The 25,605-nt window shown below is 44.1% G+C and carries 22 protein-coding genes; 8 read left to right on the top strand and 14 right to left on the bottom strand.

Annotated elements, in window-relative coordinates; genetic code table 11:
• Positions 1–188: 188 nt before the first annotated feature.
• The 3 genes from NSB28_RS21560 to NSB28_RS21570 form a co-directional block, all read right to left on the bottom strand.
• A complete protein-coding gene (locus tag NSB28_RS21560) occupies positions 189–2,474 on the bottom strand; it encodes a hydratase (protein ID WP_109748663.1) in 2,286 nt (761 codons plus the stop codon).
• 20 nt (positions 2,475–2,494) lie between these two features.
• Positions 2,495–3,583: a PucR family transcriptional regulator gene (locus NSB28_RS21565; RefSeq protein WP_109748662.1), complete on the bottom strand. Its 1,089-nt coding sequence runs from the start codon at positions 3,581–3,583 to the stop codon at positions 2,495–2,497.
• Positions 3,584–3,823: 240 nt separating this feature from the next.
• Positions 3,824–4,936, bottom strand: a complete 1,113-nt coding sequence (locus NSB28_RS21570; RefSeq protein WP_109748661.1) for an ABC transporter ATP-binding protein — start codon at positions 4,934–4,936, stop codon at positions 3,824–3,826.
• A 264-nt stretch (positions 4,937–5,200) separates the two neighbouring features.
• Between NSB28_RS21570 and NSB28_RS21575 the strand changes: the two genes are divergently transcribed.
• Positions 5,201–6,148, top strand: a complete 948-nt coding sequence (locus NSB28_RS21575) for a 3'-5' exonuclease (RefSeq protein ID WP_109748660.1) — start codon at positions 5,201–5,203, stop codon at positions 6,146–6,148.
• 86 nt (positions 6,149–6,234) lie between these two features.
• Here the strand turns inward: NSB28_RS21575 and NSB28_RS21580 are convergent, their stop codons facing one another.
• From NSB28_RS21580 to NSB28_RS21590, 3 genes are all read right to left on the bottom strand, one after another.
• Positions 6,235–6,972 (bottom strand): tyrosine-type recombinase/integrase, encoded by a 738-nt coding sequence (locus tag NSB28_RS21580; protein WP_109748659.1) that lies wholly within the window; start codon positions 6,970–6,972, stop codon positions 6,235–6,237.
• The gene (locus tag NSB28_RS21585; protein ID WP_257497906.1) at positions 6,969–8,768 is read right to left on the bottom strand and encodes a D-alanyl-D-alanine carboxypeptidase family protein; all 1,800 of its coding nucleotides are present in this window, start codon (positions 8,766–8,768) and stop codon (positions 6,969–6,971) included. The genes NSB28_RS21580 and NSB28_RS21585 overlap by 4 nt, the downstream gene beginning before the upstream one ends.
• Positions 8,769–8,872: 104 nt before the next feature.
• Entirely contained in the window at positions 8,873–10,162 is a 1,290-nt protein-coding gene (locus tag NSB28_RS21590) for a Na+/H+ antiporter NhaC family protein (protein ID WP_109748657.1), read from the bottom strand.
• A 232-nt stretch (positions 10,163–10,394) separates the two neighbouring features.
• On the opposite strand from NSB28_RS21590, the gene NSB28_RS21595 reads away from it, so the two are divergent.
• Genes NSB28_RS21595 through NSB28_RS21610 form a run of 4 tightly spaced genes read left to right on the top strand, consistent with a single transcriptional unit; the run spans position 10,395 to position 14,918 of the window.
• A complete protein-coding gene (locus tag NSB28_RS21595) occupies positions 10,395–11,171 on the top strand; it encodes an ABC transporter ATP-binding protein (RefSeq protein ID WP_109748656.1) in 777 nt (258 codons plus the stop codon).
• Positions 11,161–13,203 (top strand): ABC transporter permease, encoded by a 2,043-nt coding sequence (locus tag NSB28_RS21600; RefSeq protein ID WP_109748655.1) that lies wholly within the window; start codon positions 11,161–11,163, stop codon positions 13,201–13,203. Before NSB28_RS21595 ends, NSB28_RS21600 begins: the two co-directional genes overlap by 11 nt.
• Before the next feature lie 16 nt (positions 13,204–13,219).
• Complete coding sequence (locus NSB28_RS21605) at positions 13,220–13,903, top strand: response regulator transcription factor (RefSeq protein ID WP_109748654.1); 684 nt, start codon at positions 13,220–13,222, stop codon at positions 13,901–13,903.
• Entirely contained in the window at positions 13,896–14,918 is a 1,023-nt protein-coding gene (locus NSB28_RS21610) for a sensor histidine kinase (protein ID WP_257517613.1), read from the top strand. Before NSB28_RS21605 ends, NSB28_RS21610 begins: the two co-directional genes overlap by 8 nt.
• On the opposite strand, the gene NSB28_RS21615 is transcribed toward NSB28_RS21610, so the two are convergent.
• The 6 genes from NSB28_RS21615 to NSB28_RS21640 all read right to left on the bottom strand — a co-directional run bounded on the left by NSB28_RS21615 (position 14,915) and on the right by NSB28_RS21640 (position 21,266).
• Positions 14,915–17,779: an ATP-binding protein gene (locus tag NSB28_RS21615; protein WP_109748652.1), complete on the bottom strand. Its 2,865-nt coding sequence runs from the start codon at positions 17,777–17,779 to the stop codon at positions 14,915–14,917. The genes NSB28_RS21610 and NSB28_RS21615 overlap by 4 nt on opposite strands.
• Before the next feature lie 188 nt (positions 17,780–17,967).
• Entirely contained in the window at positions 17,968–18,387 is a 420-nt protein-coding gene (locus NSB28_RS21620) for a transcriptional repressor (RefSeq protein WP_109748651.1), read from the bottom strand.
• Between the two features lie 4 nt (positions 18,388–18,391).
• Positions 18,392–18,535, bottom strand: coding sequence for a FeoB-associated Cys-rich membrane protein (locus tag NSB28_RS21625; RefSeq protein ID WP_109748650.1), 144 nt, complete (start codon positions 18,533–18,535; stop codon positions 18,392–18,394).
• Positions 18,536–18,589: 54 nt separating this feature from the next.
• Complete coding sequence (gene feoB / locus NSB28_RS21630) at positions 18,590–20,776, bottom strand: ferrous iron transport protein B (protein WP_109748649.1); 2,187 nt, start codon at positions 20,774–20,776, stop codon at positions 18,590–18,592.
• 44 nt (positions 20,777–20,820) lie between these two features.
• Positions 20,821–21,042, bottom strand: coding sequence for a FeoA family protein (locus NSB28_RS21635; RefSeq protein ID WP_109748648.1), 222 nt, complete (start codon positions 21,040–21,042; stop codon positions 20,821–20,823).
• An 11-nt stretch (positions 21,043–21,053) separates the two neighbouring features.
• Positions 21,054–21,266 (bottom strand): FeoA family protein, encoded by a 213-nt coding sequence (locus NSB28_RS21640; protein WP_109748670.1) that lies wholly within the window; start codon positions 21,264–21,266, stop codon positions 21,054–21,056.
• 226 nt (positions 21,267–21,492) lie between these two features.
• On the opposite strand from NSB28_RS21640, the gene NSB28_RS21645 reads away from it, so the two are divergent.
• From NSB28_RS21645 to NSB28_RS21655, 3 genes are read left to right on the top strand one after another with little or no spacing between them, the layout of a single operon-like run.
• A complete protein-coding gene (locus NSB28_RS21645; RefSeq protein WP_109748647.1) occupies positions 21,493–21,858 on the top strand; it encodes a metal-dependent transcriptional regulator in 366 nt (121 codons plus the stop codon).
• A gap of 35 nt (positions 21,859–21,893) precedes the next feature.
• Entirely contained in the window at positions 21,894–22,280 is a 387-nt protein-coding gene (locus NSB28_RS21650) for a BlaI/MecI/CopY family transcriptional regulator (RefSeq protein WP_109748646.1), read from the top strand.
• Positions 22,281–24,107: a BlaR1 family beta-lactam sensor/signal transducer gene (locus NSB28_RS21655; protein WP_109748645.1), complete on the top strand. Its 1,827-nt coding sequence runs from the start codon at positions 22,281–22,283 to the stop codon at positions 24,105–24,107. It begins immediately after the preceding gene.
• Positions 24,108–24,260: 153 nt separating this feature from the next.
• On the opposite strand, the gene NSB28_RS21660 is transcribed toward NSB28_RS21655, so the two are convergent.
• Both NSB28_RS21660 and NSB28_RS21665 read right to left on the bottom strand, forming a co-directional pair.
• Entirely contained in the window at positions 24,261–24,929 is a 669-nt protein-coding gene (locus NSB28_RS21660) for a class I SAM-dependent methyltransferase (protein ID WP_109748644.1), read from the bottom strand.
• Entirely contained in the window at positions 24,919–25,605 is a 687-nt protein-coding gene (locus NSB28_RS21665; RefSeq protein WP_109748643.1) for an ABC transporter ATP-binding protein, read from the bottom strand. The genes NSB28_RS21660 and NSB28_RS21665 overlap by 11 nt, the downstream gene beginning before the upstream one ends.

A 25,605-nucleotide genomic window follows, 5' to 3' on the forward strand; every position in this document is an offset into this window, starting at 1 on the left:
AGGATGATGACTTAGATGACGATGAATTTGAAGAAGGATTTTATATTGACCTCTTTTAATCACCGTCTGTTTGCTTCGCCCGCATTTTGCGGGCTTTTTTTAATCAATGGTTCGCCATTTGGCGAACTTTCCTATTATAGAACAAAAAGCTGCCGCAAAATCTGCGGCAGCTTCCTGCTGTTCAGTCATTATCCTTTATAATAATTAATCAGGCATCCTTTCAGGATGATCGTTCTCTCATCATCTGTCAGTTCGCCCATCTGCAGCGTGAATTCTTTCATGGTATCACCTGCCACATATGCTTTGATCTCTGTGGCCTTCTCTTCCACAGCCCTGCGCACATCCGGCACGAACAGGTAGTCACCGTTCTTAAACGGAAGTTCGCCCTTCTCGATCACGAAGGGCAGCATTCCCCAGTTTATCAGGTTGGAGCGGTATCTCTTCGTTGCATATTCATTTGCAATATTTGCCCATCCCCCAAGCACCTTCTGGCAGGAAGCCGCCTGCTCACGCGCTGAACCATCTCCGGGCTTTACGGCAAAGATCGTGCTTCCTATACCTGTATTAGAAGCATCAGCTTCAGGATACAGAGTATGGATCGTATCAATTACAGGCTTTAACTCACTAAATGCCTCTGCCGGGTCTTTACCCTCTTCCCTGGCTGTCTCAGCAGCCTGCACCTCTTTTGCCCTTCCCACATAAGCCGGGTCCTTTCTGGACAGGGTAAACTGTGCCAGTCCGATTGGATTTGAGCGGTAGGACGATGTCTCACCTGACGGGATCAGCTCATCTGTAGTAGTGACAGGGTCATGGATCTCTGATACGACCTTCAGGATCAGGTTGTCAGTCAGTGCGCACATTGCCGGCCAGTCCTTGATGTTAGGACCAAACTTGATCTCCACATCAGGGTCTGCGACCCCGTGGCTGTCGAATACGCGGTTTGCATAGATCTCTTTATCAAAGAAATATTTAGGATTGCTGTATGTTACGTCTACTTCAGTGGCAGGAGTCAGATATCCCTTGTTTGCCGCTGTAGCTGCTATAGAGCGGGCATCCATAAGAGCAACTGAGGATATCTGCCCATTCTGAAGCTTGCTGCCCTCCCTGTTGGGGAAGTTCCTCGTAGAATGACGGATGGAGAATGCATTGTTGGCCGGCGTGTCTCCTGCTCCAAAACATGGGCCGCAGAATGCAGTCTTTACAATAGCGCCAGTCTGCATCAGATCTGTCAGCCTTCCATTCTTGGCCAGTTCTACATAGATAGGCGTGCTGGCCGGATATACGCTCAGTGTAAACTCATCGCTTCCGATACTGTGCCCTTTAAGGATATCTGCAGCCGCACAAATATTTTCAAAACCACCGCCGGCACAGCCCGCAATGATTCCCTGATCTACATAGAGCCTTCCGTTTCTCACTTTATCCTTTAATTTATAATCCACAGCTCCATCCAGGCTTACTGCCGCCTTTTTCTCCACATCATCCAGAATATCCAGAAGATTTGCATTCAGCTCTTCTATGGTATATGTATTGCTGGGATGGAACGGCATGGCAATCATAGGACGGATCCTGCTCAGATCCACATAGACCATACCGTCATAGTAGGCTGCCGCACCTGGGTTCAGCTCTTTATAATCTTCGCTTCTTCCATGGATATCATAGAATTCCTGAATCTTCTCATCTGTCCTCCAGATCGATGACAGGCAGGTAGTCTCAGTAGTCATTACGTCAACGCCGATCCTGAAATCAGCGCTCAGGTTAGACACACCCGGCCCCACGAATTCCATGACTTTATTCTTTACATAGCCATTTCCAAACACTTCGCCAATTATGGCAAGGGCCACGTCCTGAGGCCCCACGCCCGGTACAGGAGCTCCTGTCAGATATATTCCGATGACTTCCGGCATGTTAATATCATATGTCTTGGAGAGCAGCTGCTTAACAAGCTCCGGACCGCCCTCTCCCATAGCCATAGTGCCCAGGGCACCATAGCGTGTGTGTGAGTCTGAACCCAGGATCATCCTGCCGCCGCCTGCAAGCATCTCCCTTGCAAACTGATGGATAACTGCCTGGTGAGGAGGTACATATACCCCGCCGTATTTCTTGGCGCAGGTAAGTCCAAACATATGGTCATCCTCATTTATCGTCCCGCCCACGGCACACAGACTGTTATGACAGTTTGTCAGCACATAAGGGATGGGGAATTTCTCAAGGCCTGAGGCACGCGCCGTCTGTATAATACCTACAAATGTAATATCATGGGATGTCAGCTTATCAAACTTAATTTTCAGCTTTTCCATATTTCCGGAGGTATTATGCTCCTCCAGTATCCCATATGCGATCGTGTTCCTGGCTGCTTCTTCCTTTGAGGGTGCCCCTCCCAGTTCACGCTTCAGGACAGCCTCCGCTTCGGGGCCATCCTCCACGATATCCGTTCCATTTACAAGATACACACCTTTGTCGTATAACTTTATCATCGAACTAATCCTCCTTTTATTTAATAATCCTGTTTCTCCATATATTTCATGTAGCTGACTACCATAAGAGCTATTTTAAATGTGAGGGCATCATCAAATACCCTGATATCCAGCCCTGTACTCTTCTGGAGCTTCTCCAGACGGTATACAAGGGTATTTCTGTGGACATACAGCTGCCTGGACGTCTCAGACACGTTCAGATTATTTTCAAAAAACTTATTTATAGTCATCAGTGTCTCATCGTCAAAGGTATCCGGCATATTCTCCCCAAACACTTCTCTCATGAACATCTCACAGAGAGGTATGGGAAGCTGATATATCAGCCTTCCTATTCCCAAAGTACTGTAAGCGATAACTGTCTTTTCCGAGTAGAATATTTTTCCCACGTCAAGGGCCATTTTTGCCTCTTTGTAGGACTTTGACACCTGTTTGATCTCATTTACGATAGTTCCGTAGGAGATGCGCACGCTTGTCATGGCTTCTGAGTTGAGCATGTCCCTCATTGTCTGGGCTACTGTCTCCAATTCCTCATATGTCTCATCTTCTCTTAACTCTCTTACAATAATAATGCTCTTTTCATCGACAGCAGTAATAAAATCCTTAGTTCTCGCTGCAAACAGGCTCTTGACTGTTTCCATGGCATTGCTGTCCTTCTCATACTTAGTCTCTATCATGAAGACAACACGTTTTGCTTCCACTTCTATATGAAGTTTTTTAGCCCTGTTGTAGATATCCACCAGAAGAAGGTTATCAAGAAGCAGATTCTGGATAAAATTGTTTTTATCAAATCTTTCTTTATAAGCTACGATCAGATTCTGGATCTCGCTGACCGCAACCTTGCCGATCATGTATGCATCTTCGCTGGAGCCTCTTGCCACCAGCACGTATTCTACACTTCTGTCATCAAATATCTTAAAGAAATGATATCCCTGTATTACCTGGCTGTCTGCTGCTGATTCCACAAAAAGCCTGACTGTATCGGAGGGGATGTCATCTCCCTGGAAGGTAGACACTACATTGCGCCCCTCCAGATCCAATACGCACAAATCGATTCTGGTAATTGCCCTTAATTCATCTATGGCATTCTGTAATACCTGGCTTGAAATCATCTTTTCACATCCTCGCTTATTTTAAATTTAACTGTTCTATACCTTTACAGTTACATATAACTCATTAAATCACTGATATGTTATGACTACTACTATAAAGCATTTTTTTCAAAATATCAACAAATTCTGAATTTTTCCGGTCAAACAGCCCGCCGGCCAATATTATAAACAGCACGGCCCTCACAACATAAAACAGGGGATGCCGCTGCTGCGGTACCCCCTGTCACTATTATCATATATTTAGTTTGTAACAGTAAGTTCTGTTTCTTTGTCAAATACATGAATCTTCTCAGCATCAAGAGCAAATCTTACTTTGTCTCCTGTCCTTGCTGTTGTACGCGGATCAACACGTGCTGTCATCGGGAAGTTCTCAACATCGAAATACAGGAATACTTCAGCACCTAACAGCTCGTAAACTCTGATTGTAGCGTCTACAACTGTCTCCGGTGAAGACTCGATGAACATCTGAGAATCATGTACGTCTTCAGGACGGATTCCTAATACTACAGTCTTTCCAACATATCCGCCGTCTTTAACTTTTTTAGCTTTTGCAGGCGGAAGCTTGATGTCATGAGAACCAACCTTTAAGTAGATATCTCCAGCTTTTTCATGTACATCTGCATCCATGAAGTTCATCTGAGGAGATCCGATAAATCCGGCTACGAATAAGTTGTTCGGGTTATTGTAAAGGTTCTGAGGTGTATCTACCTGCTGAACAACACCGTCTTTCATAACAACGATTCTTGTACCAAGTGTCATAGCCTCTGTCTGGTCATGTGTTACATAGATGATTGTAGCTCCCAGTCTTTCATGAAGCTTAGCAATCTCGATACGCATCTGAACCCTCAGCTTTGCATCCAGGTTTGACAGCGGCTCATCCATAAGGAATACCTTAGGATCACGGACAATAGCACGTCCCATAGCAACACGCTGTCTCTGACCACCTGACAGAGCCTTCGGCTTACGGTCTAATAATTTCTCCAGGTCAAGGATCTTAGCTGCTTCTTTAACCATTTTATCAATCTGGTCCTTCGGAACTTTTCTAAGTTTCAGACCAAATGCCATATTATCATAAACTGTCATATGAGGATACAGAGCGTAGTTCTGGAATACCATTGCGATATCTCTGTCTTTAGGCTCTACATCGTTAACTACTCTGTCGCCGATTTTTAATGTACCGCTTGTAATTTCTTCCAGACCGGCAATCATACGAAGTGTAGTGGATTTTCCACAACCTGAAGGTCCAACGAAGATGATAAACTCTTTGTCTGCGATCTCAAGGCTGAAATCTTTAACAGCTTCAAACCCGTTCGGGTATGCTTTACAAATGTGCTCTAATGATAAACTTGCCATTTTAAACTCCTCCTAAATGAATTCCTTTGAATTTCTTTACGTTGATTAACTGTCCTTAGTATACTAAAAGTCTTTATTTTATGCCATACTAGAATTGCCCAAATATTTTCCGGCTGACTTGTCACTTGTGCTTATCAGATAAATCCATTTTTTCATTTTAGGTAATTCTGCATAATTCCTTTCAATTTTCATATACAAGTTGACGAACCCCTTGTGTTTTTGACACTGTTTGTGTATACTCGTATTAATTGGAGGAAGCTATCTGTGAAAAACTACATTGTATTTGACCTGGAATGGAACCAGTGTCCTTTTGGAAAAGAACGAGAAATCAGAACACTCCCCTTCGAGATCGTCGAAATTGGGGCAGTAAAACTAAATGATAAAAAGGAAGAGATCGGCAGATTCAGGGAACTTGTCAGACCCAAAGCTTACACATCACTTCATTTTAAAACAAAGGAAATCATCTCTCTTTGTGAGCAGGACCTGGACAATGCCAGAAGCTTTCCCGAGGTCTTTGCCGATTTTATCAGCTGGTGCGGGGAACAGCCTCTTTACTGTACATGGGGCCCCGGCGACCTTCTGGAATTTCAGAGAAACATCAGATACCATGGCCTTGAGAATCCGTTTCCAAAGCCCCTGTTCTTCTATGACATCCAGAAGATATTCAGTATCGTTTATGAGGACAGGAAGAGCCGCAGGACTCTGGAACATGCTATTGATTTTCTGAATCTCCCCAAAGAAGATACATTTCACAGTGCGCTGGACGATGCCTGCTATACTGCCGCTGTTCTTTCACACATTGACTCTGAGGACATACTCAGGAATTATTCCATTGACTACTTCCAGGCCCCTCAGACAAGAAAGGAAGAAATATATGTAGTCTTTGACACTTACTCAAAATTTGTGTCAAAGGAATTTACTTCCAGGACAGAAGCCATGAAGGACAGAAAAGTGACATCCACCAGGTGCTATCTCTGTAATCAGTCGGCTAAAAGAAAGATACGCTGGTTCACGAGCGGAGGAAAGAACTATTTTTCTCTCTCCTACTGTGAGGAGCACGGATGGCTGAAGGGCAAGATACGGATAAAAAAATCCGAAGACGGAAAATATTTCTGCGTCAAGACCCTGAAGCTCATCACTGCCCAGGAGGCGCAGGAGATATGTGCCAGGAAGGAAAGCGCCCATCTGAAAAAACTGCTGAAGAAAAACTAAACTGTGTTTAAAAAATGCTTTAACGGCATCCTGCCAAACCTATTTGCTGGTTCTGGCAGGATGCCGTTAAAAATTTATACTGCGTATCATTTTGTATTTTTGAAATTATCTACCAGGTCTTCCATCTCTGTAAGAAGACAGTCCACCCGCCCAAAAAAAGCGTCATTATTTGTGGGATTGTCCATCTCGCTGCACAGACTGTCCAGAGTATCCTTAAGACTGAGTATCCTTTTCTTCCCTGCCCCGTCCTTAAACAGCATGTAACGGCTCCTCTCATTCTCCTCCGGCGTCATCTTCTTTAACACAACCTCCACATTGGGCTTTTCGCCAATATACCTGTATGTAATGGAGGGGGAAGCGTGGTTTAAAAGATTCTGGAGATAGTAGATATCGTTTGTGTGTTTATAATATCTCCATGCAAATGTCTTTCTCATAGTCTGGGCGCCAATAGAATTTAATCCTATAGATTTCCCTATATTTTTAAATACTCTGTACGCCTGTTCCCTGGACAGGGGAGTTTCTGACCCGCTGTGTCCTAGTATCAAGTATGCCTCAGGATCTTTACCCTCCGTATAGTCATGTATGATCTGTTTCAATTCTCCCGGAATATTAAAAGTCCTCTTAATATTCTTAGTACCAATCGATGCTTCTATACTGTCTTTGTCTCTTATATCGCTGTTCTTGAATTTCAGGATCTCCTGAAGCTGAAGGCCTGTCCCCACACCTATTTCAAACAGAATATAATATTTATCGTCCACTTCCCGAAGCTTTTTTTTAAAAATTTCCAGTGTCTCATCATCCTTTATAGGGGCTACCCAATTCATACCTGTTCCTCCTCTTCCTCATCCTGTCCGCCTTCTGCCGTCACCTGGCCCACATCTTTTACATTGACTGAGCCTGCTTCCTCTATAGCTTCCCTCTGCTCAATGAACTTTTCCGCTTCCTCTATCTCTTTCTCCTCTTTTTCTTCCTCCATCATCCTGGCAGCCTCCTCTTCCCTGCGCAGCCTGTCCGCTTCTATCTCGGCACGCAGCTCAGCCTCTATCTCCAAAGTGGATTTCCTGTCTATCTCCTCTTCCCTTTTTATCCGCTCTTCCTTTTCCCTCTGGCGCTGCTTCCTTATCTTCTGAGAATTGTGGTTTCTGACGATCCCTATGACCAGGATTGGTATCAGAACAAGAAGCAGTATGAGCACGATTAGGGCTGCCAGCAGATCGTTGTCATAGATCCACCCCCAGAACCTGTTCCAGACACTCTGTACAGTACCTACTGCATTATCTATAAAACCTTCTGACTCCTCCGTCTGAGGCACCCTGTCCTGGTACTTCAGATATGTCTCTGAGGCTTTTGGCAGGCTGACATTAAACGCTGCAGGAGCCAATGATATCTGGTCCTCCCCTACCGGCCAGTTCTCATACATATAAACTGCCTGCTGCCCCTCTATCTTTCTTTTCACCGCAGAAGGGTCAGTACCTGCCGGCACAGTCACTTCTGTATTTTCATTCACAATAAAAGCCGGCTTTTTCAGCTCCTCATCAGTCATCATTCCCATCTTGCCAAAGCTGCAGATCCCCATAAGCTCAGCCCGGCTCATATTGGCTTCCGGGTTTTTTACATCCTTATTAATGAAATTCGTGAAGCCATAGTCCAGCAGGTCGGCTGTTTCTGTAAATGTTTTTCCTGAACCATTTACCTTCAGGATAATGCAGATCAGCTTCTTGTCATCCTTCTGTGCAAAGGTAACAAGAGTATTCAGAGATTCTGTCACGAATCCTGTCTTTCCTCCCAGGCAGCCGTCATACTTAAATTCGTCATCATACAGCATTTTCTGGTGATTAAGCAGGTATCTGTTCTCATCAACCTTGTTTGTTTTTTCTATGGTATACTCTACTGTCCCGGTAATCTTGCAGAATGTGGGGTTTGCTATGGCAGCCTGGGTGATTATGGCCATATCCCTGGCGCATGTATAGTGCTGTTCATCAAAAAGGCCGTGGGGATTTGCAAAATGTGTATTCACACATCCCAGCTGCGCTGCCTTATCATTCATCATCTGCACAAAGCCATCCACAGAGCCTGCCACATGCTCCGCTATACCCATAGCTATATCATTGGCCGACTCCAGCATAAGCCCGTACAGAGCATCCTCCATAGTCATCTTTTCACCGGGCTGAATGCCCAGATGGCTGCTTCCGAATTCAATATTAAATACGATCTCCGAATAAGTGACTTCTTCATCCAGACTGCTGTTTTCCAGGGCTACAAGTGCAGTCATGATCTTGGTGATACTGGCCGGATACTCCTTAGCCTCCGCGTTCTTACTATACAGGAATGCCCCTGTGGAGGCGTCCATCACTGCGGCGGCCTCCGCCTCTATCTGCTTCCCCTGAGGCCATCCTTTAATTTTATTAGATTCTATAGGAAGGTAATAAGATTCGGGGATATACTCTGTCTCTTCTTCCGCACTCTCTTCCCCGCCGTCCTGTCCATCTGTCTGTCCGTCACCGTCATGTACTGTCTCACCATCCTGGGCAGAAGCCATTACATATCCAGCCGGCACACCCGCCAGAAGCACAGAGACAAGAATTACCAGTGACAATATCCGGATTTTACTTTTTTTCATACGTACTATCTCCATTTTATCATTGACAATTGTTGATTTTGCTGCATTCTTTTTGATTTTTGTATATCACATACTATAACACAGTTGAGTTTTAGCATCAATGTTTAAATCATTTCTTCCCTACTATCTTTCTTCCTGAACACGATAAAAAGTATTGCACTCACAGCCATCAGAAAAGGATAGAACAGATACGGCATTATCTCAAACGGGGCGCATCCTGTGGCCTCCGCTGCCAAAAGCAGCTGGGCCCCATACGGAATCATCCCCTGTGCTGCTGCTGCAAATATATCCAAAAGCGATGCTGATCTTTTAGGTGATATTCCATACTCTGTACTGATCTCCTTTGCGATGGGACCTGCTATCACAATAGCGACTGTATTATTTGCAGTCGTCATATCTACAAGCAGCGCCAGAACAGCTATTCCCAGCTCTGCACCTCTTTTTCCTTTTATACGCCCCTTTATGAAACTGAGAATATAGGCAATACCTCCATTATGTCGTACAATAGCCACGATACACGCCACAACAAGGGAAATAACTGTTATATCATACATTCCCTTAACGCCGTCTCCTACGGCATTAAAGATTCCTGTAACAGGGATGGTGCCCGTAGCTGCTCCGATTATAAGAGACAGCACCGTTCCTCCTGTCAGCACTATAAAAACATTGATGCCCGCCAGGGCGCCTAAGAGCACCAGCAGGTACGGGAGTATCTTTATAAGCTCATAGGGCAGCTCTCCTGTCACTGTATAGCTAGTATTTCTCGTGATTATCAGGAATATGATAAGTGAGACCACAGCTGCCGGCAGCACAATAAGAAAATTGGCCTTAAACTTGTCCTTCATCTCACATCCCTGAGTCTTAACGGCTGCAATAGTCGTATCTGATATCATAGAGAGGTTGTCACCAAACATGGCTCCGCACACCACAGCCCCTATACAAAGAGCTGCAGAAAATCCTGTTTTCTGGCTGATCCCCACTGCTATTGGCGCAAGCGCCCCTATTGTTCCCATACTTGTCCCCATGGACAGGGAAATAAAACAGGCTATCAGCATCAGCCCTGCAACCGCCACCCCGGAGGGCAGGACTGACAGGCTGAAATTTACAGTGCTCTCCATCCCTCCGGCCGCGGTAACAGCCCCTGAAAATCCTCCTGCTGCCAGAAATATCAGACACATGGTCACAATATTGTCTTCGCCGACTCCCTTTGCCACCACAGATATCTTTTCTTCAAAGCTCATTTTTCTGTTCTGCAGGAAGGCACACAGCAGCGCCATTAAAAAGCCTACAATTGCCGGCATGCTCCTGAAATCACCGCTTATAAAACTAATGCCCAGAAAAGCGGCCAGAAACACACCGATGGGCAGCAATGCACTTAATTTACCTTTTTCCATAATATGTCCTCACTTTATATTTATAGTCCCTATTATAACAAAAAAAATTCATATGGCAATTATTATAAGCATTAACACGAATTATTGTGCAGCGCCGCCCGCATCTGCTTTTAACCTTACAGCAATTGTAAGTATTTTTCACCGCTGTGCTTTGGTATAATCAAATATACATACAGGCAGGTTCACTTGGCTCGTTGCCGCGTGAATAATGAACAGATACAAGGAGGAAATTATGGACCAGAAAATATTAGATGTGCAGTCCCTGCATAAACATTATGGGAAAGGTGATAACATTACAAAGGCTCTGAACGGCCTCTCATTTCAGGTACTCCCCGGTGAATTTCTGGGTATTATGGGAAGCAGCGGTTCGGGAAAGACTACTCTTCTCAATTGTATAGCTACAACAGTCCAGCCTACAGAGGGCAGGATCCTTTTAAAGGGTGAGAATCTGAGCGAATTCAAAGGCAGAAAGCTGGCAGCTTACCGTGGAAACAGGATTGGCTACCTGTTCCAGAACTTTGAACTGCTGGACAACCTTACAGGCATGGAAAATATAATGCTGCCCCTGTCAATCCACAACATTCCCGAAAATGAGGGAAAAGCCAGATTAAAAGAACTGGCAGATTATCTGGAGATCAGGGATGTTCTTAATAAATTTCCGGGTCAGATGTCTGGAGGCCAGAAACAGCGGGTGGCGGCAGCCAGGGCTTTAATACTCAGACCCGAGATCGTGCTGGCAGATGAACCTACAGGCGCACTTGATTCTAAGAATGCCAGGACTCTGATGGACAAGCTATCCGGCCTGAATGAGGAATACGGTACTACTATCCTGCTTGTCACCCACGATTCAAATGCGGCCAGCTATTGTTCACGTATCCTTTTTATACAGGATGGTGTCATTTTTCATGAACTGAGGCGCAGGATCCCGGATGAATCCCGTCAGGGATTTTATGAGAGGATTATAGACGTCATGGCTCAGCTGGGAGGTGGAAACGCTAATGTTCTTTGACCTGATACGCAGAAACAGTAAAAGAAACCGAAAGGAAAACGGGATATTTTTTGCATCACTCATTGTCTCTGTGGTAGCTTTTTATATCATCCTTTCTCTTAGAAACCAGGATGTCATTATATTTCTTCAGACAATGGAAAGTGATGCAGTAAACCGGCTTCTGGGGCTTATACCCGCTCTTTATGGATTTTCACTCTTTATCCTGTTCTTCCTTATTTATTTTTCCAGCAGGTACCAGTTTGAACGCAGAAGCCATGAATTGGGGCTCTATTTAATGATGGGTATGAGACGTTCCAGGCTCTTTTGGCTCTTATTGGCAGAGGATTCTCTAAGCAGCCTGATCTCCCTTTTGGCTGGAATCCCGGCAGCTGTTTTCCTGTCTGAGATTATCAGCCTTGTCACTGCAAAACTTGTAGGCCTTGGCATAATAGGACACCGCTTTACCTTTTCACTCTCAGCTGTCCTTATCACTGCTGCAGGCTTCTTCCTGATCAAACTTTTGGCATTTGGAATACTCACCATTCAGTTTGCGGGAAAAGAGATTTCCCTGCTTCTTGCAGGTGACCGGGAAAAAGAGCAGCAGGTGCCTCGCCCTCTGGCCGCTTTATTAAAACTGGCTGCAGGGATACTCATGATTGGGGCCGCATACAGCCTGGCTATTATGGGACTGTCCTGGTCATCTCTCTTATACATGGGCATGACAGTCCTCCTTGGTATATGCGGCACATTTTTAGTGCTTTACGGATTTAGTGCTTTGATAGAGATCATACTTCGGCGAAAGAAAAACAGCAGAGGCCTGAAAGTATTTACCTTCCGCCAGCTGCAGGAGAATGTCATATGCAGGACTAATTCCCTGGCAGTCTCATCTCTTTTAGCTTTACTTGCCCTCTGCTGTTTTGGGTTTGGATTTTCAAGTGCGTGGAGCGCATACTCAAAATCCGGTCATGTGATCGATTACACTTTTGAGGGCAGCAGGGAAGAGGTCCTCAGCCAGACTGATAAGCCGCCGCTCTTTGATTATATAGAAGATGTCTTTGAAGTCAGGACAGGAGGCCTCAGGGATGACATCTATCCTATTGAGACAGACCAGCTCCTCGATGCCGTCTCACAACAGGAGGCATCCCCTGAAAGGGAGATCCTGCTTAATAACTTAAGTCAGTATTTCTCTCCCTATCTGATCTCGCTTTCAGGATACAATCATATTCTGGAAATTTCCGGTGAAACTCCTCTTGTACTGAAAGACGGAGAAGCAGCCATATATAACGGTGCGGAATTTACTAATCCCCGACTTACGGAGGTCCTGGATAAGTCTCTCTCCCTGGAACCTGTAATAAAGATAAACGGCAAAGACTGCCGGCTTTTTGGCAAAAGCCGCAACACAAATCTTGTGGTTGACCGGCTCATAAATATAAGTATGGGACTTATAGTCACTGATGAGGAGTTTGACAAGCTCCTGCCTGAAGGCTCTTATAGCTCTTACTGGAATGCATCCCTTTCAAAAGCAGTGACAGAGAAATCAGGCTTAATGCAGGCCATAACGGAGGTCAACAGCCTTTTAGACAAAACCGGTCTGAATTATGAAAGCTATCTTCAGAATATAGGCAGGCAGCTGTTCTACCTGACGGCTTCCAGCTATACCACCATTTATCTGGCTCTCATATTTCTTATCATTGCAAATACAGTCCTGGGAGTACAATTCCTGATGCAGCAAAAGAAAACAGGACGCCGCTACAAGACACTGATAAATCTGGGCTGCGATTATGAATCTATGCGCCGTTCAGCCAGGACACAGATAAAATGGTACTTCGGCATTCCTCTCATTTTAGCCGCAGTCAGCAGCATATTTGGAATAAGATCCCTGTTTACAGGCTTTCTGTCACCGTCAATGAAAGGAGATCTCTTAGAATTGTCAGTCATTGCCATGGCTATGATTATACTTCTTTGTGTGGTAGAATATTTTTATATTGCAGCTGTGATGAGATTAAGCGATAAGCATATCCTGGAACTGATGCAGTCAACCAGGGAAGAATAAGGAGTGTGGGGATTCCATGAAAAAGGTGGCCATAGTGGAGGACGATGTGTTTATGAGGGAGGAATTAGAAGATATCCTGATAAAAGAAGGATACTGTGTTTTCTGCATAACGCGCTTCGATGATACGGTAAAAACTATTCTCAGGGAATCCCCCGGGCTTGTGATCCTGGACATCAACCTGCCCGGGGCCACAGGCTTCGATATCTGCAGGCAGTTAAAGAAGCTCTGCCCTGTTCCCGTATTAGTCCTCACTTCCAGGGACCGTTTAAAAGATGAGCTGCTCGCCCTTGACCTGGGCGCCGATGAGTTTTTGACAAAGCCCTGCCACAAAGACAGGCTTCTGGCCAGGGTCTCTAATCTTTTCAGAAGATATGAAAGCCGCAGCAATATGATAGAACGCAGCGGCCTTGCTCTTGACCCCCGGACTTTCACCCTTTACTTTGGCAGCAATTCAGCTGTCCTGCCTGAAAACCAGGGTAAAATCCTTGCGGCACTTCTTGAAGCCCATGACGGACCTGTAGAAAAAAGCTCTCTCTTTCTTGCACTCTGGGGAACTACTGAGTATATTGATGAGAATGCGCTTCAGGTAAATATGACCCGCCTGAAAAAAACCCTGAAGTCTCTAAATCTGAAGCTTCGTATTGAGACTGTAAGAGGCGTGGGATATCAGCTTCTGGAAATGGAGGAGAATGATGTTTAAGACTATCCCCGCCGCATGGCGGAATCATAAGAACTGGGTGTTTTTCTTCCTTTTAACGGATATTATGTTTGCCGTTTTTCTTTGGCTGGTGTACCCTGATTCATTTTATCCGGTGCTGGCAGCCTTTACTCTGGGCTGTATACTTCTTCTGGCGGTAGCACTTTTCTGTACAGGCAGAAATGATGATAAAAAATATAAGGCATTCATGGCCTTTCTGGAAGAACCTTCACAGGAACATGAATCAGAGGCACTGAGGCTGTCCAGTCCTTTTGAACGTGACATGCTCCAGACTGCCTCCTGCCTGTTTCATCAAAACAGACAGAAGCTAGAGGACATTTCTCTCCGCCTGAATGAATACGAAGAATATGCAGAGACCTGGGCACACGAGATAAAGACTCCCCTCTCTCTCATGACCTTCCTTCTGGATAACCGGCAAGACGAGATTCCCCCACCTTTGTATCACAAACTTGAATACGTAAGAAACCAGCTTCAGGAAGATATTGACCAGATGCTTTACTATGCCCGGCTGAGATCAGACCATAAGGATTATTTATTTGAAAAGCTCCTTCTGCCAGTCTGCTGCAGCGATGTCCTGGATGAATACAAAATTCTCCTGAATGAAAAAAACTTTCAGATTGTTATTGATCTTCCCGCCCTGACAGTACTCTCCGACAGAAAAGGGCTGGAATTTATTCTGAAGCAGGTTGTCAGCAATACCATCAAGTATGCAAGGCCCGGGGAAAAAAATCCTCTCTTATCTGTCAGCGGATATATGGATGAAAATAAGACTCATGTACATCTCAGAATAAAGGACAACGGCTCAGGAGTCAGGCCTTATGACCTGCCCTTTATCTTTGAAAAAGGCTATACAGGTGATACCGGCAGCCAGAGAAAGAGAGCTACCGGTATGGGGCTTTACCTTTTGAGACAGATGGCCGATGATCTGAAAATAGAGGTGGAGGCCTCATCTGCCGGCCAGTCCTTTGAGATAACATTGATCTTTCCCTCCGTCTAATCCGCCAGTTCCTTCTCCAGCACACTGCAGAGATACTGAAGATCCACAGGCTTGGGGATAAATCCATTCATTCCTGCCTCCATGGCAGCCTTTTCATCCTCCTTGAAGGAATTAGCTGTCATGGCTATGATCGGAATAGATGAGGCATCCGCATGTCCGCTGGAGCGTATGGCCTTTGCAGCCTTAAGCCCATCCATTACAGGCATTTTAATATCCATCAGCACCGCATCATACCACCCGGGGCGGCTGCCAGCAAACATTTTAACAGCCTCAGCGCCGTCGGAAGCCCTCTCCATGGCAGCTCCCTGCATCCCAAGCAGTTCATGCACGATCTCAGCATTCAGGTCATTATCCTCAGCCAGAAGTATTCTGCTGCCTGACAGCTCTTTCCTGTATTGCCCTTCCTTCTTTTTCTCTCTTTTTTCATTTCCGCTCTTATGTCCTTCTCCAAGCCTGAACCGGAGAGTAAAATAAAATACAGCCCCCTTGCCAGCCGCACTCTTTAACTTCAGTTCTCCACCCATAGCCTGCACAATACTGCTGCTGATAGGCAGTCCCAGCCCTGTTCCTGAACTTTTTGAAGTACTTGCCCCAACCTGTTCAAAGGCTTTAAAAATCTTCTTCTGGTCCTCAGGCGCAATGCCGATCCCTGTATCCTTTACTTCAAAATAAAACTCCGCACTGACGCCGTCACAATGTTTCTCACTCATACTTAAAATGACGTTTCCTCCGGCAGGAGTAAACTTAAACGCATTTGACACCAGATTTGTCAGTACCTGCCTGAGCCTGATAGAATCTCCCGTCAGACTGCCATGTGCGATATTCTGCTTAACCTGGAAATGTATCTTTCTCTCAGCGGCCTGAGCTTCCATCATCTTTACAAATTCATCCAGCATATCATCAGCGGAAAATTCTTCTTCCTCTATCTCAAGCTTTCCATTTTCTATCCTGGACATATCCAGTATATCATTGATCAGGGCCAGAAGATATTTGGAGGATGAGTTGATCTTCATCAGCTTTTCCCTGATATTTTCCGTCAGCCCCTCATCCATGCATGCCAGATTTGTCAGTCCTACGATGGCATTCATTGGCGTTCTGATCTCATGGCTCATCTGGGACAGGAATTCACTCTTGGCCCTGCTCTTTGCCTCCGCTTTATCCAGCTCGCCTAATATCATAGAATTTTTAATCCTGACCCGGGCGATCAGAAGCACCGCTATCATAATAAGGATCAAAAAGGCGCTGAGTACTGCTATGAAAGCAATAGGGTTTGCATATATCATATCCATCAGAGTCATATTAGAATGTCCTGTTGATATAAGGCTCCTGTCCAGCAGCATATCCTTTTCTTCTGAAGTGAGATTTCCTATAGACTTATTTAATACTGTAAGCAGCTCAGTTTCAGCCGGACGCCTCAGAGCAAATGAAATCTCCATACTGTTGTTTACCCTGCTGACAAGGACTGCATTTGAATATACATGGTTCTGCATTTCCTTATCAATCTGGGCGGATATACTGTAAAAGAAGTCTATCTCCCCTTTATTGACAGCCTTAAGTCCCTCCTGCTCCGTATCATAGTAAAGGACTTGGCTGGCTTTTACGTCCTCCGGCATCTGGCGTCCCTTGATTATTCCGCCTGTCAGTCCATCTGCCGGATAGTCAGCGGCTTTATTTTTTACTATGATATTATTCATGCTTACATAGCCCTTAGTCAGAGCCAGACCTTCCTCTGCAGCCCTGTTCTGAGTATCCAGATAATACCCCAGTATATCAGCCTCTCCCCTGCTCACCATATTTACAGCCTCTTCGTATGTATCCGCAGCCGCATAACTGAAACTCAGTCCTGAGACTTCAGAAAGTTTTTCAAGCAATTCAGGTATCAGGCCGTCATGATGGCCTGATTCACTGTCAATACAGTAAAACGGATGATTATCCAACACTACCGCCACAGTTATACTTTTTTTCTCATTAATATAATCCAGTTCCTTCTCATTAAACTGGACATCAGACTGTTTAAGGTCGGGATAATTCTTTTCATAGTGATTCTTTGCAAAATCAGGATCTGATTCCATTATGCTTCCAAGAGCCATATTCAGCCCATCCAGAATTTCTTTATTATCTAATCTTGTCACTAAATAATACGGCTGTGCATCAAAGGATGCAACTATCCTGAGATCGCTGTCAGCATCCACGTCATTTCCAAGAAGCAGGTCTACATCCCCCTCCTTCAGATACTTAAAAAGATTCTCTTTTCCCTCCGCATCCTCGTATGTATAATACTTGATCTTACATTCAAGTCCGTTCATACTGAGATATTCTTTCAGGCGCCTTATTTTTTCTTCTGCCTTTTCAAATACCCCTATGGTCTTTCCATTCAGGCTTGACAGATCATAGCTCTTTATATCCTGATTACTTTTAAGAGATAATAAGGTAGCGCGGCTGGACCCCATGCTGTATTTGGGATAGGCGAAATATTCTTCAAACCCGGGCATATAATAGGTCCCGCCCATAAGATCAAATTTGCCTTCCATGAAGTCATTAGTAAGCTCCTCCGGCTCCACCTCTATATACTCATAATCCCATCCTGTATATTTAGCTATCTCGTCCAGGTAGTCTACCATTAAACCTCTATGAGCTCCGGAAGGGTCTGTTTCACTCAGCCCTTTTATTATGGGGAATGCCACTTTAAGCGGTTCTTTTGCTGCTGCCTCACACTGAACCTTTGCAAAAAGAAAAGACAGCACAACTGCCATAACCGCCGCCATCCTGATAACTGCACGCAGAGCGCCGCCAATCTGATACACAGAGGCACTCTTATATCTATATTTTTTATTGGTTCCAACAGTACCACACTTTTTCATAAGTACTCCCTAATCCTTCTATGGTTATTTAACGCTTATACTTATAATATATCAAACCATGTTAAAAGGCAATATAACAGAGAGTAAACAGAGAATAATCTGCACAGCAGAAAACACCGGATATGAAAGGCTTCAAGCCTTATACATACCCGGTGTCCATATAATTTAAACTTTCCGGCAGCCTTTTATCAGCCGCAATCACATTTTTTCAATGCTGCTGCCACAACCTTCTGCTCTTTCAGGTAGCCGCCGCTTTTCAGTCCATTTTCCAGGACCCTGTTCCATTCCTCCCCTGTAAGATGGAGGAATGTGCCGTCATCCAGTTCTATCCTGCATGCCTCCCCAGCTCTGCAGTCCTTTGAGCATGATATCTTATACATATTCTTACGGCTGATAGCCCCAATCTCCTCCAGCGTATTTACCATTCTGTATACTGTGGCAGGTCCTATCCTTTTATCCAGGCGGGATGCTTTATAGTAAATTTCCTTACAGCATGAACAGTCATCCTCCAGTATAATATCCAGAAGTATCATTCTCTGCCTGGTGATCCTGCATCCCTGCTCCTTAAGCTTCCTGATCACCAATTCTTTCTGCATTTGAGTTCCCATACGGTTATCTCATGTGGCACTGTCCGCCGCAATGGCTGCAGCTGCCGCCGCATTGGATGGATTTACCGCTTTTCTTATCCTTTACCATACTCCTGACAACCAGCCCGATGACGCACAGGACAATCATTCCAACAATTATAGTTCCCATTTACAGACCTCCTGTCTATAGTTTCTATCAAATCTGCAAGTTTCTTCAGCACTGCTACTTAGCTTTTGCCATACCTTTCATATTTACCCTGAGGGTGCTGCTCTCCCTGTATGGCCTGAAGAGCAGGTACAAAAATCCAATTACCAGTAAAAATGCAGCTGCGGTCCAGATTCCAAAAGAACCTCCTGTTATAAGGCTCCCAATCTGGTATACACAAAGCGAAACTACATATGCAAGTCCTGTCTGGTATCCAATGGCAAACCAGAACCATTTGGCATTATTCATCTCCCTTTTGATAGCTCCCATCGCTGCAAAGCATGGAGCACACAGAAGGTTAAATATCAGGAATGAATATGCTGCCACAGCCGTCATGCTTCCTGCAAGAGTTCCCCATATCTCTGATCCGTCTTCTGCCACCTCGGCAAATCCATAAAGGATGCCAAAAGTACCCACAACATTTTCTTTTGCCACCAGTCCTGTGATAGCAGCCACGGCGGACTTCCAGTCACCCCATCCAAGAGGTATGAATATCCAGCTCACTGCATTTCCAATTGCTGCAAGGATACTGTGGTCCAGCTCCATATCCTCCAGCATCCTGAACTGTCCGTCTATCCAGCCGAAGTATGTGGTGAACCATACTACTATCGTTGATAAAAGAATGATCGTGCCGGCCTTCTTAATGAAGGACCATCCCCGTTCCCACATGCTCCTGAGTATATTTCCCACAGTAGGCATATGGTAAGCCGGCAGCTCCATTACAAAGGGAGCAGGATCCCCTGCAAACATTTTTGTTTTCTTTAATATGATCCCCGAGCAGATGATTGCCGCGATACCTACAAAATATGCACTGGGCGCCACCCACCATGCGCCCCCGAACAGCGCTCCTGCTATTAATGCTATTATCGGGAGTTTTGCCCCGCATGGAATGAAAGTAGTTGTCATGATCGTCATCTTGCGGTCTCTGTCATTTTCTATTGTTCTTGAGGCCATGATCCCGGGAACTCCACAGCCGCTTCCAATAAGCATGGGGATAAATGATTTTCCTGAAAGACCGAATTTTCTGAAAATCCTGTCCATGATAAATGCAACTCTGGCCATGTAACCGCATGCTTCCAGGAAAGCCAGAAAAATAAATAATACAAGCATCTGGGGAACAAATCCCAGAACAGCGCCGACTCCGGCTACAATACCGTCTAATATAAGTCCCTTCAGCCATACAGCACATCCAATGGCATCAAGGCCGCCTTCCAGAACAGAAGGGATACCGGGCACCTGCACAAGCCCAAATAAGCTCCATCCGTCCCCAAAAACACCGTCATTCATCCAGTCAGTGGCCCATGTCCCCACAGTAGATACAGATACCAGATAAACTATGACCATCACAGCTGCAAATATAGGGAGTGCCAGCCACCTGTTTGTAACCACCCTGTCTATCTTATCAGAAGTTGTCATCCTTCTTTTTCTGTTTTTTGTACAGCATTCATCTATGATAGAGGATATAAATACGTATCTCTCATTTGTAATGATACTCTCAGTGTCATCATCCATCTCTTTTTCAATCCTGGATATTACATCTGACACATCCGGCACAGATTTCATCTGAGTCTGGATCTTATCATCCTTTTCCAGAAGCTTTACTGCAAAAAAGCGCTTCTGCCTTTCGGGAATACTGTCGTCCAGCCTGGACTCTATCTCATCCAGAGTACTTTCTACCCCGGCCGCAAACTTATGTACAGCAGGTTCTGCATTTTTCTTTCCCGCCAGGGCAACAGCCTTTTCTGCCGCCTCCCTGATTCCAGTCCCTTTAAGGGCGGATATCTCAATTACTTCGCATCCCAGCTTCTGCCTCAGTTTATTAATATGGATCTTATCTCCGTTCTTTTCAACCAGGTCCATCATATTTACAGCCATTATGACGGGAATGCCCAGTTCCAGAAGCTGTGTTGAAAGATAAAGGTTTCGTTCAATATTCGTTCCGTCTACAATATTTAAAATCGCATCCGGCCTTTCTCCGATCAGGTAGTTTCTGGCCACCACTTCTTCCAGGGTATAGGGCGACAGGGAATAGATTCCCGGAAGGTCCATTATGATCACATCCTTGTGCCCTTTAAGCTTGCCCTCCTTCTTTTCCACAGTAACGCCGGGCCAGTTTCCCACAAACTGATTAGAACCCGTTAAAGCATTGAACAGCGTCGTCTTTCCGCTGTTGGGATTACCTGCTAACGCAATTTTTATCGACATCTTTTACCTCTTTCCCGCATCATCTAAATGCTATCTGCGCTCTCTCACTCTACTATGATCATCTCTGCATCTGCTTTTCTCAAAGAAAGCTCATAACCTCTCACTGTCACTTCAACCGGATCTCCCAGCGGGGCGACTTTCCTTACAAAGACATCCACACCCTTCGTGATCCCCATATCCATAATACGTCTTCTGACCGGCCCCTCCCCTGTGAGCCTGGTTACCTTTGCATTCTGTCCGCACGGGACCTCTCTTAATGTCTTCATCTTCTCTCCTCTCAGCCTACCATGATCTTATTTGCCATATCTTTTCCGATGGCAACTCTGGAATCTTTCACATTTACTATCATATTGCCGCCAATCTCAGATACAACAGTGACGTCCCCTCCGGCAACAAATCCCAGATTTTCCAGAAAACGCCTTGTCTCTTCTTTTCCCCCGATTTTACGGATAATATTTTTTTCACCTGCTGTGGCCATTGTTAAAGGCATATATCTCATCTTCTTTCTTCTTGTAATATTTTAATAGGAAACCAGTTTTATTATCAAGGTTAGTATATTCTAACCTTGATTAGTTGTCAATAACATTTTTGATAAATTTTTCTCATTAATGAATTATCAGACCTGCTGTTTTATTCCTTTGATGTTATGGCTGAAGTATGTTACAATAGCTGAAACAGCTACTTACCCACATACTAAAAAGCAAGAGGTGATGCTAATGAATGTTACTGAATCAGCAGAAAATTATTTAGAAACCATCCTGATGCTGAGCAAAGTCCATCCTGTTGTCCGCTCCGTGGATATAGCCGAAGAGCTTGGATTTAAAAAGTCCAGTGTAAGTGTAGCTATGAAAAACCTGCGTGAGACGAACCAGATCTCTGTAACAAAGGAAGGATATATTTATCTGACAGAATCAGGACGTGCAATTGCTGAAATGATATATGAGCGCCACGAACTGCTCTCCTCCTGGCTGGAAAGACTTGGAGTCGACAGTGAAACCGCTGCAAACGATGCCTGCCGCATTGAACATGTTATCAGCAAGGAGAGCTTCGATGCCATAAAAAAACACATCAGTTCAAAATAACTTTTACCTGTCTTCTGAGACTAAGGAGAATTATTATGAGATCATTGCCGCAGATATCCGAGGCAGAATTCGAAGTCATGAAGGTTGTATGGAATCATGCGCCCATAAACACGAATGAAGTGACAGAGAAGCTGACCCGCACCACACAGTGGAAGCCAAAAACTATACAGACCCTGCTGAAGCGCCTTGTCCAGAAAGGTGCAGTAACATATGAAAAACAGGGCCGGGTCTTTGTATATACACCGCTGGTGAGAGAAGATGAATATGTAAACCATGAGAGTGACAGTTTTCTGAACCGCTACTATGACGGCAACATCGTTTCAATGGTATCCGCATACCTGGATAGTGACCATCTTACGGATCAGGATATTGCCAGCTTAAACAAACTCCTCTCAGAGAGGAATAAGAAGGAGGGATCATAAATGCCGGCAGGTAATCTGATTCCTTCTTTTACCATGCACTTTCTAAGCAGCAATCTTCTTCTGATGCTTTTTTCCGCCGTTTTCTTCCTGAGCAAGCGTATTCTGAAGAACCAGGTTTCACAGAGGATACAATATAATCTGTGGTTTCTGTTTCTGGCTCTTCTTACGATGCCATTTATTCCTTTAAACACTTCATATCAGGGTATTTTTAATGGCTGGATAGGGAAATTATTTGATTTTACCATGCATTCTTCTTCCAGTCCTGCCGTGCCATCATCACCTGTCACAGGCAGCGGTGCGCTAAACTGGGCAGAGGATTTTTCAGTCTCTGTATCAAACCACGCTTCCTCCCTGATCTGGTACGCAGTATGTGCCGTCTGGGTCCTTGGAATACTTGGAATGCTCTTTTTGCTGATACGTTCCTCGCTTCGTCTCAGGGCTCTGAAAAAATCAGCGCTGCCATTACAGAACAGGGCTGTCAGGCTTGTATACAGGCAATGTCTCCGGGATATAGGCTGCAAAAGAAATATCCCCATATACAGCACGGCATTCCTGAAATCCCCTGTGGCAGCCGGCCTGATAAATCCCAGGATATATGTCCCAATACATATGATCTCTGATTTTAATGATTCACGCTCAGGAAAAAAGGCGCTGCGCTATATACTTCTGCATGAGCTGGGACACTGCAGGCATTTTGATTCCCTGATCAATTTTCTTATGAATGCCGCCTGCACTCTGTACTGGTTTAATCCAATAATCTGGTACGCAGTTAAAGAGATGCGCTCGGACAGGGAAATTGCCTGTGATACATTTGTGCTGAACCTGCTGGATGAAAATGATTACACCGACTATGGCAGGACATTGATACATTTTGCGGACAAGGTACCTGCAGCACCGTTTTCTTCCGCGGCAGGCATAGGCGGAAGCCTGAAACAGATCCAGAAAAGGATCGTAAATATAGCCTCTTATAATGGCTATTCCAGACACGTAAGAATAAAAGGTATCTGCACTTATCTTCTGGCAGCTGCCCTGGTTCTGGGCTGTGCTCCTGCCCTTAGCCTGAATGCCCAAGCTGATGATATTTATCAGATCTCTTCAAATAAGACTGTTGCTTATGAAGATCTGTCTACTTATTTTTCCGGTTATGACGGAACCTTTGTGCTCTATGATATCTCCTCTGACTCCTGGAATATCTACAACCGAAAAACAGCTGAAAAACGTGTATCTCCTGATTCTACTTTTAAGATATACAGCGGCCTTTTTGGATTGGATGCAGGCTCTGTATCTAATTCCAGTTCTTTTATTGAATGGGATCACACACAATATCCATTTGAAGCATGGAACAAGGACCAAAATCTGGATTCAGCTCTCAAAAATTCAGTAAACTGGTACTTCCAGGAGCTGGACCGCAGAACAGGAGTCAAGGAGATCAGCAGATATATAAACGAGATCGGATACGGAAATCGCGACCTGTCCGGAGGACTTGATGAGTTTTGGCTTGAATCTTCTCTAAAAATATCACCGGTAGAGCAGGCAGAATTACTGGCCCGCCTTTTTAGCGATGCATGGGATTTTACAGAACAAAATGTGCAGGCTGTAAAAAATGCACTTCTTATTTCAGATATGGGAAATATCAGACTGTATGGGAAGACAGGCACAGGAAGTATCGAAGGAAATGACATAAACGGCTGGTTTATCGGCTGTACTGAGGCGGAGGGCAGTAATTATGCGTTTGCTGTAAATATACAGGGAGACAAAAATGCAGATGGAAAAACCGCCTCGCAGATCGCCCTTACTATTCTGAGGGATAAAGGGATTATTTATTAATAGAGTAGAAATAAAAATTGCTAAAAAGACGCTGGAAACCTTACTGTTAAGGTCTTCAGCGTCTTTTCAGTGTTTCTGAGAGGATTCTAACCGCTGGCTTTCTGCTTAAGAGATGGATGTTTTCCATTCAAAAATTCGAATTGGACATGAAATTTATTTTATCCCCCAAATGCCAACCTGCATATTAGAAACCCACAAAATTTCTGCAGCTCTAAAACCGCAGTTATTAAACAATTCCAGATGTTCAGTTATGGTAATAGGAAAATAATCCCTGTTATAACGGTTTATATGGTTATTGGTTTCTAAAGAAGTTCTTCCCTGTTTCTTTTGATACTCTTCCCATCTGTTTAAATATATCTTTTCCCCAAAATCGCTAAATGGAGCAAAATTTTCAAAACTTATAAATATGCCATTTTCTTTTAATGACTGGTAACAGCTCTGGACAGCTTTCTTACGCTCTTCTCTCTGCAGATAGTGGTTTACCTGTATTGCGGTTATAACATTATACTCATTAAAATATGATATTTCTTGAATATCACATAAAATAAATTCTGTATTTGGATAGGTGAATCTTTCTTTTGCAATTTCAAGCATTTTAAATGAACAATCACAAAAAGTAAATTTTTCTACTTCAATATTTTTAAAAGCTATTTCAGCCATTTTACCAGTCCCGCATCCTACATCAAGCCAATTTAACGCATTAGGATTGCAGGTCTTAACTAAATCAACCACTTGCTGATAAATTTCATCATAGTATGGAAGTGTACGTTTAATTTGCATATCATATTCTTTCGAATCAAATGCAGATATATTATCGTTCAATCACAGCACCTTCTTTCCTGATTGCTTTATGATAAACAGATAAATCAATAATTCTATCTGCTCTTTGAGCAAGGTCAATACTGTGTGTTACCATAATAATTGTTTTATGATATTTTTGGCTTAAATTTTTTATCAGAGAAAATGACAATTCTGCCGCCTGTGCATCTAAGGCTCCTGTTGGTTCATCTGCCAAAATAATTTTTCCGGACTTTAGAATTGTTCTTGCCAAGGCTACTCTTTGCTGTTCACCTCCAGAAAGTGTATTGACTACGGCATTCGACAAATGTAACAGACCAACCGTTTTCAATATTTTCCGAATACGATCCATTTTTTCCTTTTTGTTTATTCTTAAAAAGTGCATAGAAATGAGCAGATTTTGTGTAACTGTTATATCATTTATAAGGGCATACGATTGAAAAAGATAATTGATTGTATCACGCCGAAGTAATGTGGCTTGGCGGCTGTTAATTTTAGGAAGTCTTTTTCCATTAATCTTAATATCTCCTTTGTCACAAGGCTCTAATGTACCAATCATATTTAGCAATGTTGATTTTCCACAGCCAGATGGTCCGACTAAAGCCACTAATTCACCGTCTTTTACACAAAAAGAAACATCTTTTAAAATAGTTCTTGAACCAAATTTTTTTGTAACATTATTTACTTCAATAAGATTCAT

Origin of the sequence: Murimonas intestini (assembly GCF_024622195.1) — a bacterium.
Taxonomy (GTDB): Bacteria; Bacillota; Clostridia; order Lachnospirales; family Lachnospiraceae; genus Murimonas; species Murimonas intestini.

What these genes read in the sequence shown, in the direction of transcription:
- NSB28_RS21560 (WP_109748663.1), bottom strand. Translation starts at nt 2,474, where the DNA reads ATGATAAAGTTATACGACAAAGGTGTGTATCTTGTAAATGGAACGGAT.
- NSB28_RS21565 (WP_109748662.1), bottom strand. Translation starts at nt 3,583, where the DNA reads ATGATTTCAAGCCAGGTATTACAGAATGCCATAGATGAATTAAGGGCA.
- NSB28_RS21570 (WP_109748661.1), bottom strand. Translation starts at nt 4,936, where the DNA reads ATGGCAAGTTTATCATTAGAGCACATTTGTAAAGCATACCCGAACGGG.
- NSB28_RS21580 (WP_109748659.1), bottom strand. Translation starts at nt 6,972, where the DNA reads ATGAATTGGGTAGCCCCTATAAAGGATGATGAGACACTGGAAATTTTT.
- NSB28_RS21585 (WP_257497906.1), bottom strand. Translation starts at nt 8,768, where the DNA reads ATGAAAAAAAGTAAAATCCGGATATTGTCACTGGTAATTCTTGTCTCT.
- NSB28_RS21590 (WP_109748657.1), bottom strand. Translation starts at nt 10,162, where the DNA reads ATGGAAAAAGGTAAATTAAGTGCATTGCTGCCCATCGGTGTGTTTCTG.
- NSB28_RS21595 (WP_109748656.1), top strand. Translation starts at nt 10,395, where the DNA reads ATGGACCAGAAAATATTAGATGTGCAGTCCCTGCATAAACATTATGGG.
- NSB28_RS21600 (WP_109748655.1), top strand. Translation starts at nt 11,161, where the DNA reads ATGTTCTTTGACCTGATACGCAGAAACAGTAAAAGAAACCGAAAGGAA.
- NSB28_RS21605 (WP_109748654.1), top strand. Translation starts at nt 13,220, where the DNA reads ATGAAAAAGGTGGCCATAGTGGAGGACGATGTGTTTATGAGGGAGGAA.
- NSB28_RS21610 (WP_257517613.1), top strand. Translation starts at nt 13,896, where the DNA reads ATGTTTAAGACTATCCCCGCCGCATGGCGGAATCATAAGAACTGGGTG.
- NSB28_RS21615 (WP_109748652.1), bottom strand. Translation starts at nt 17,779, where the DNA reads ATGAAAAAGTGTGGTACTGTTGGAACCAATAAAAAATATAGATATAAG.
- NSB28_RS21620 (WP_109748651.1), bottom strand. Translation starts at nt 18,387, where the DNA reads ATGGGAACTCAAATGCAGAAAGAATTGGTGATCAGGAAGCTTAAGGAG.
- NSB28_RS21625 (WP_109748650.1), bottom strand. Translation starts at nt 18,535, where the DNA reads ATGGGAACTATAATTGTTGGAATGATTGTCCTGTGCGTCATCGGGCTG.
- feoB (WP_109748649.1), bottom strand. Translation starts at nt 20,776, where the DNA reads ATGTCGATAAAAATTGCGTTAGCAGGTAATCCCAACAGCGGAAAGACG.
- NSB28_RS21635 (WP_109748648.1), bottom strand. Translation starts at nt 21,042, where the DNA reads ATGAAGACATTAAGAGAGGTCCCGTGCGGACAGAATGCAAAGGTAACC.
- NSB28_RS21640 (WP_109748670.1), bottom strand. Translation starts at nt 21,266, where the DNA reads ATGCCTTTAACAATGGCCACAGCAGGTGAAAAAAATATTATCCGTAAA.
- NSB28_RS21645 (WP_109748647.1), top strand. Translation starts at nt 21,493, where the DNA reads ATGAATGTTACTGAATCAGCAGAAAATTATTTAGAAACCATCCTGATG.
- NSB28_RS21650 (WP_109748646.1), top strand. Translation starts at nt 21,894, where the DNA reads ATGAGATCATTGCCGCAGATATCCGAGGCAGAATTCGAAGTCATGAAG.
- NSB28_RS21655 (WP_109748645.1), top strand. Translation starts at nt 22,281, where the DNA reads ATGCCGGCAGGTAATCTGATTCCTTCTTTTACCATGCACTTTCTAAGC.
- NSB28_RS21665 (WP_109748643.1), bottom strand. Translation starts at nt 25,605, where the DNA reads ATGAATCTTATTGAAGTAAATAATGTTACAAAAAAATTTGGTTCAAGA.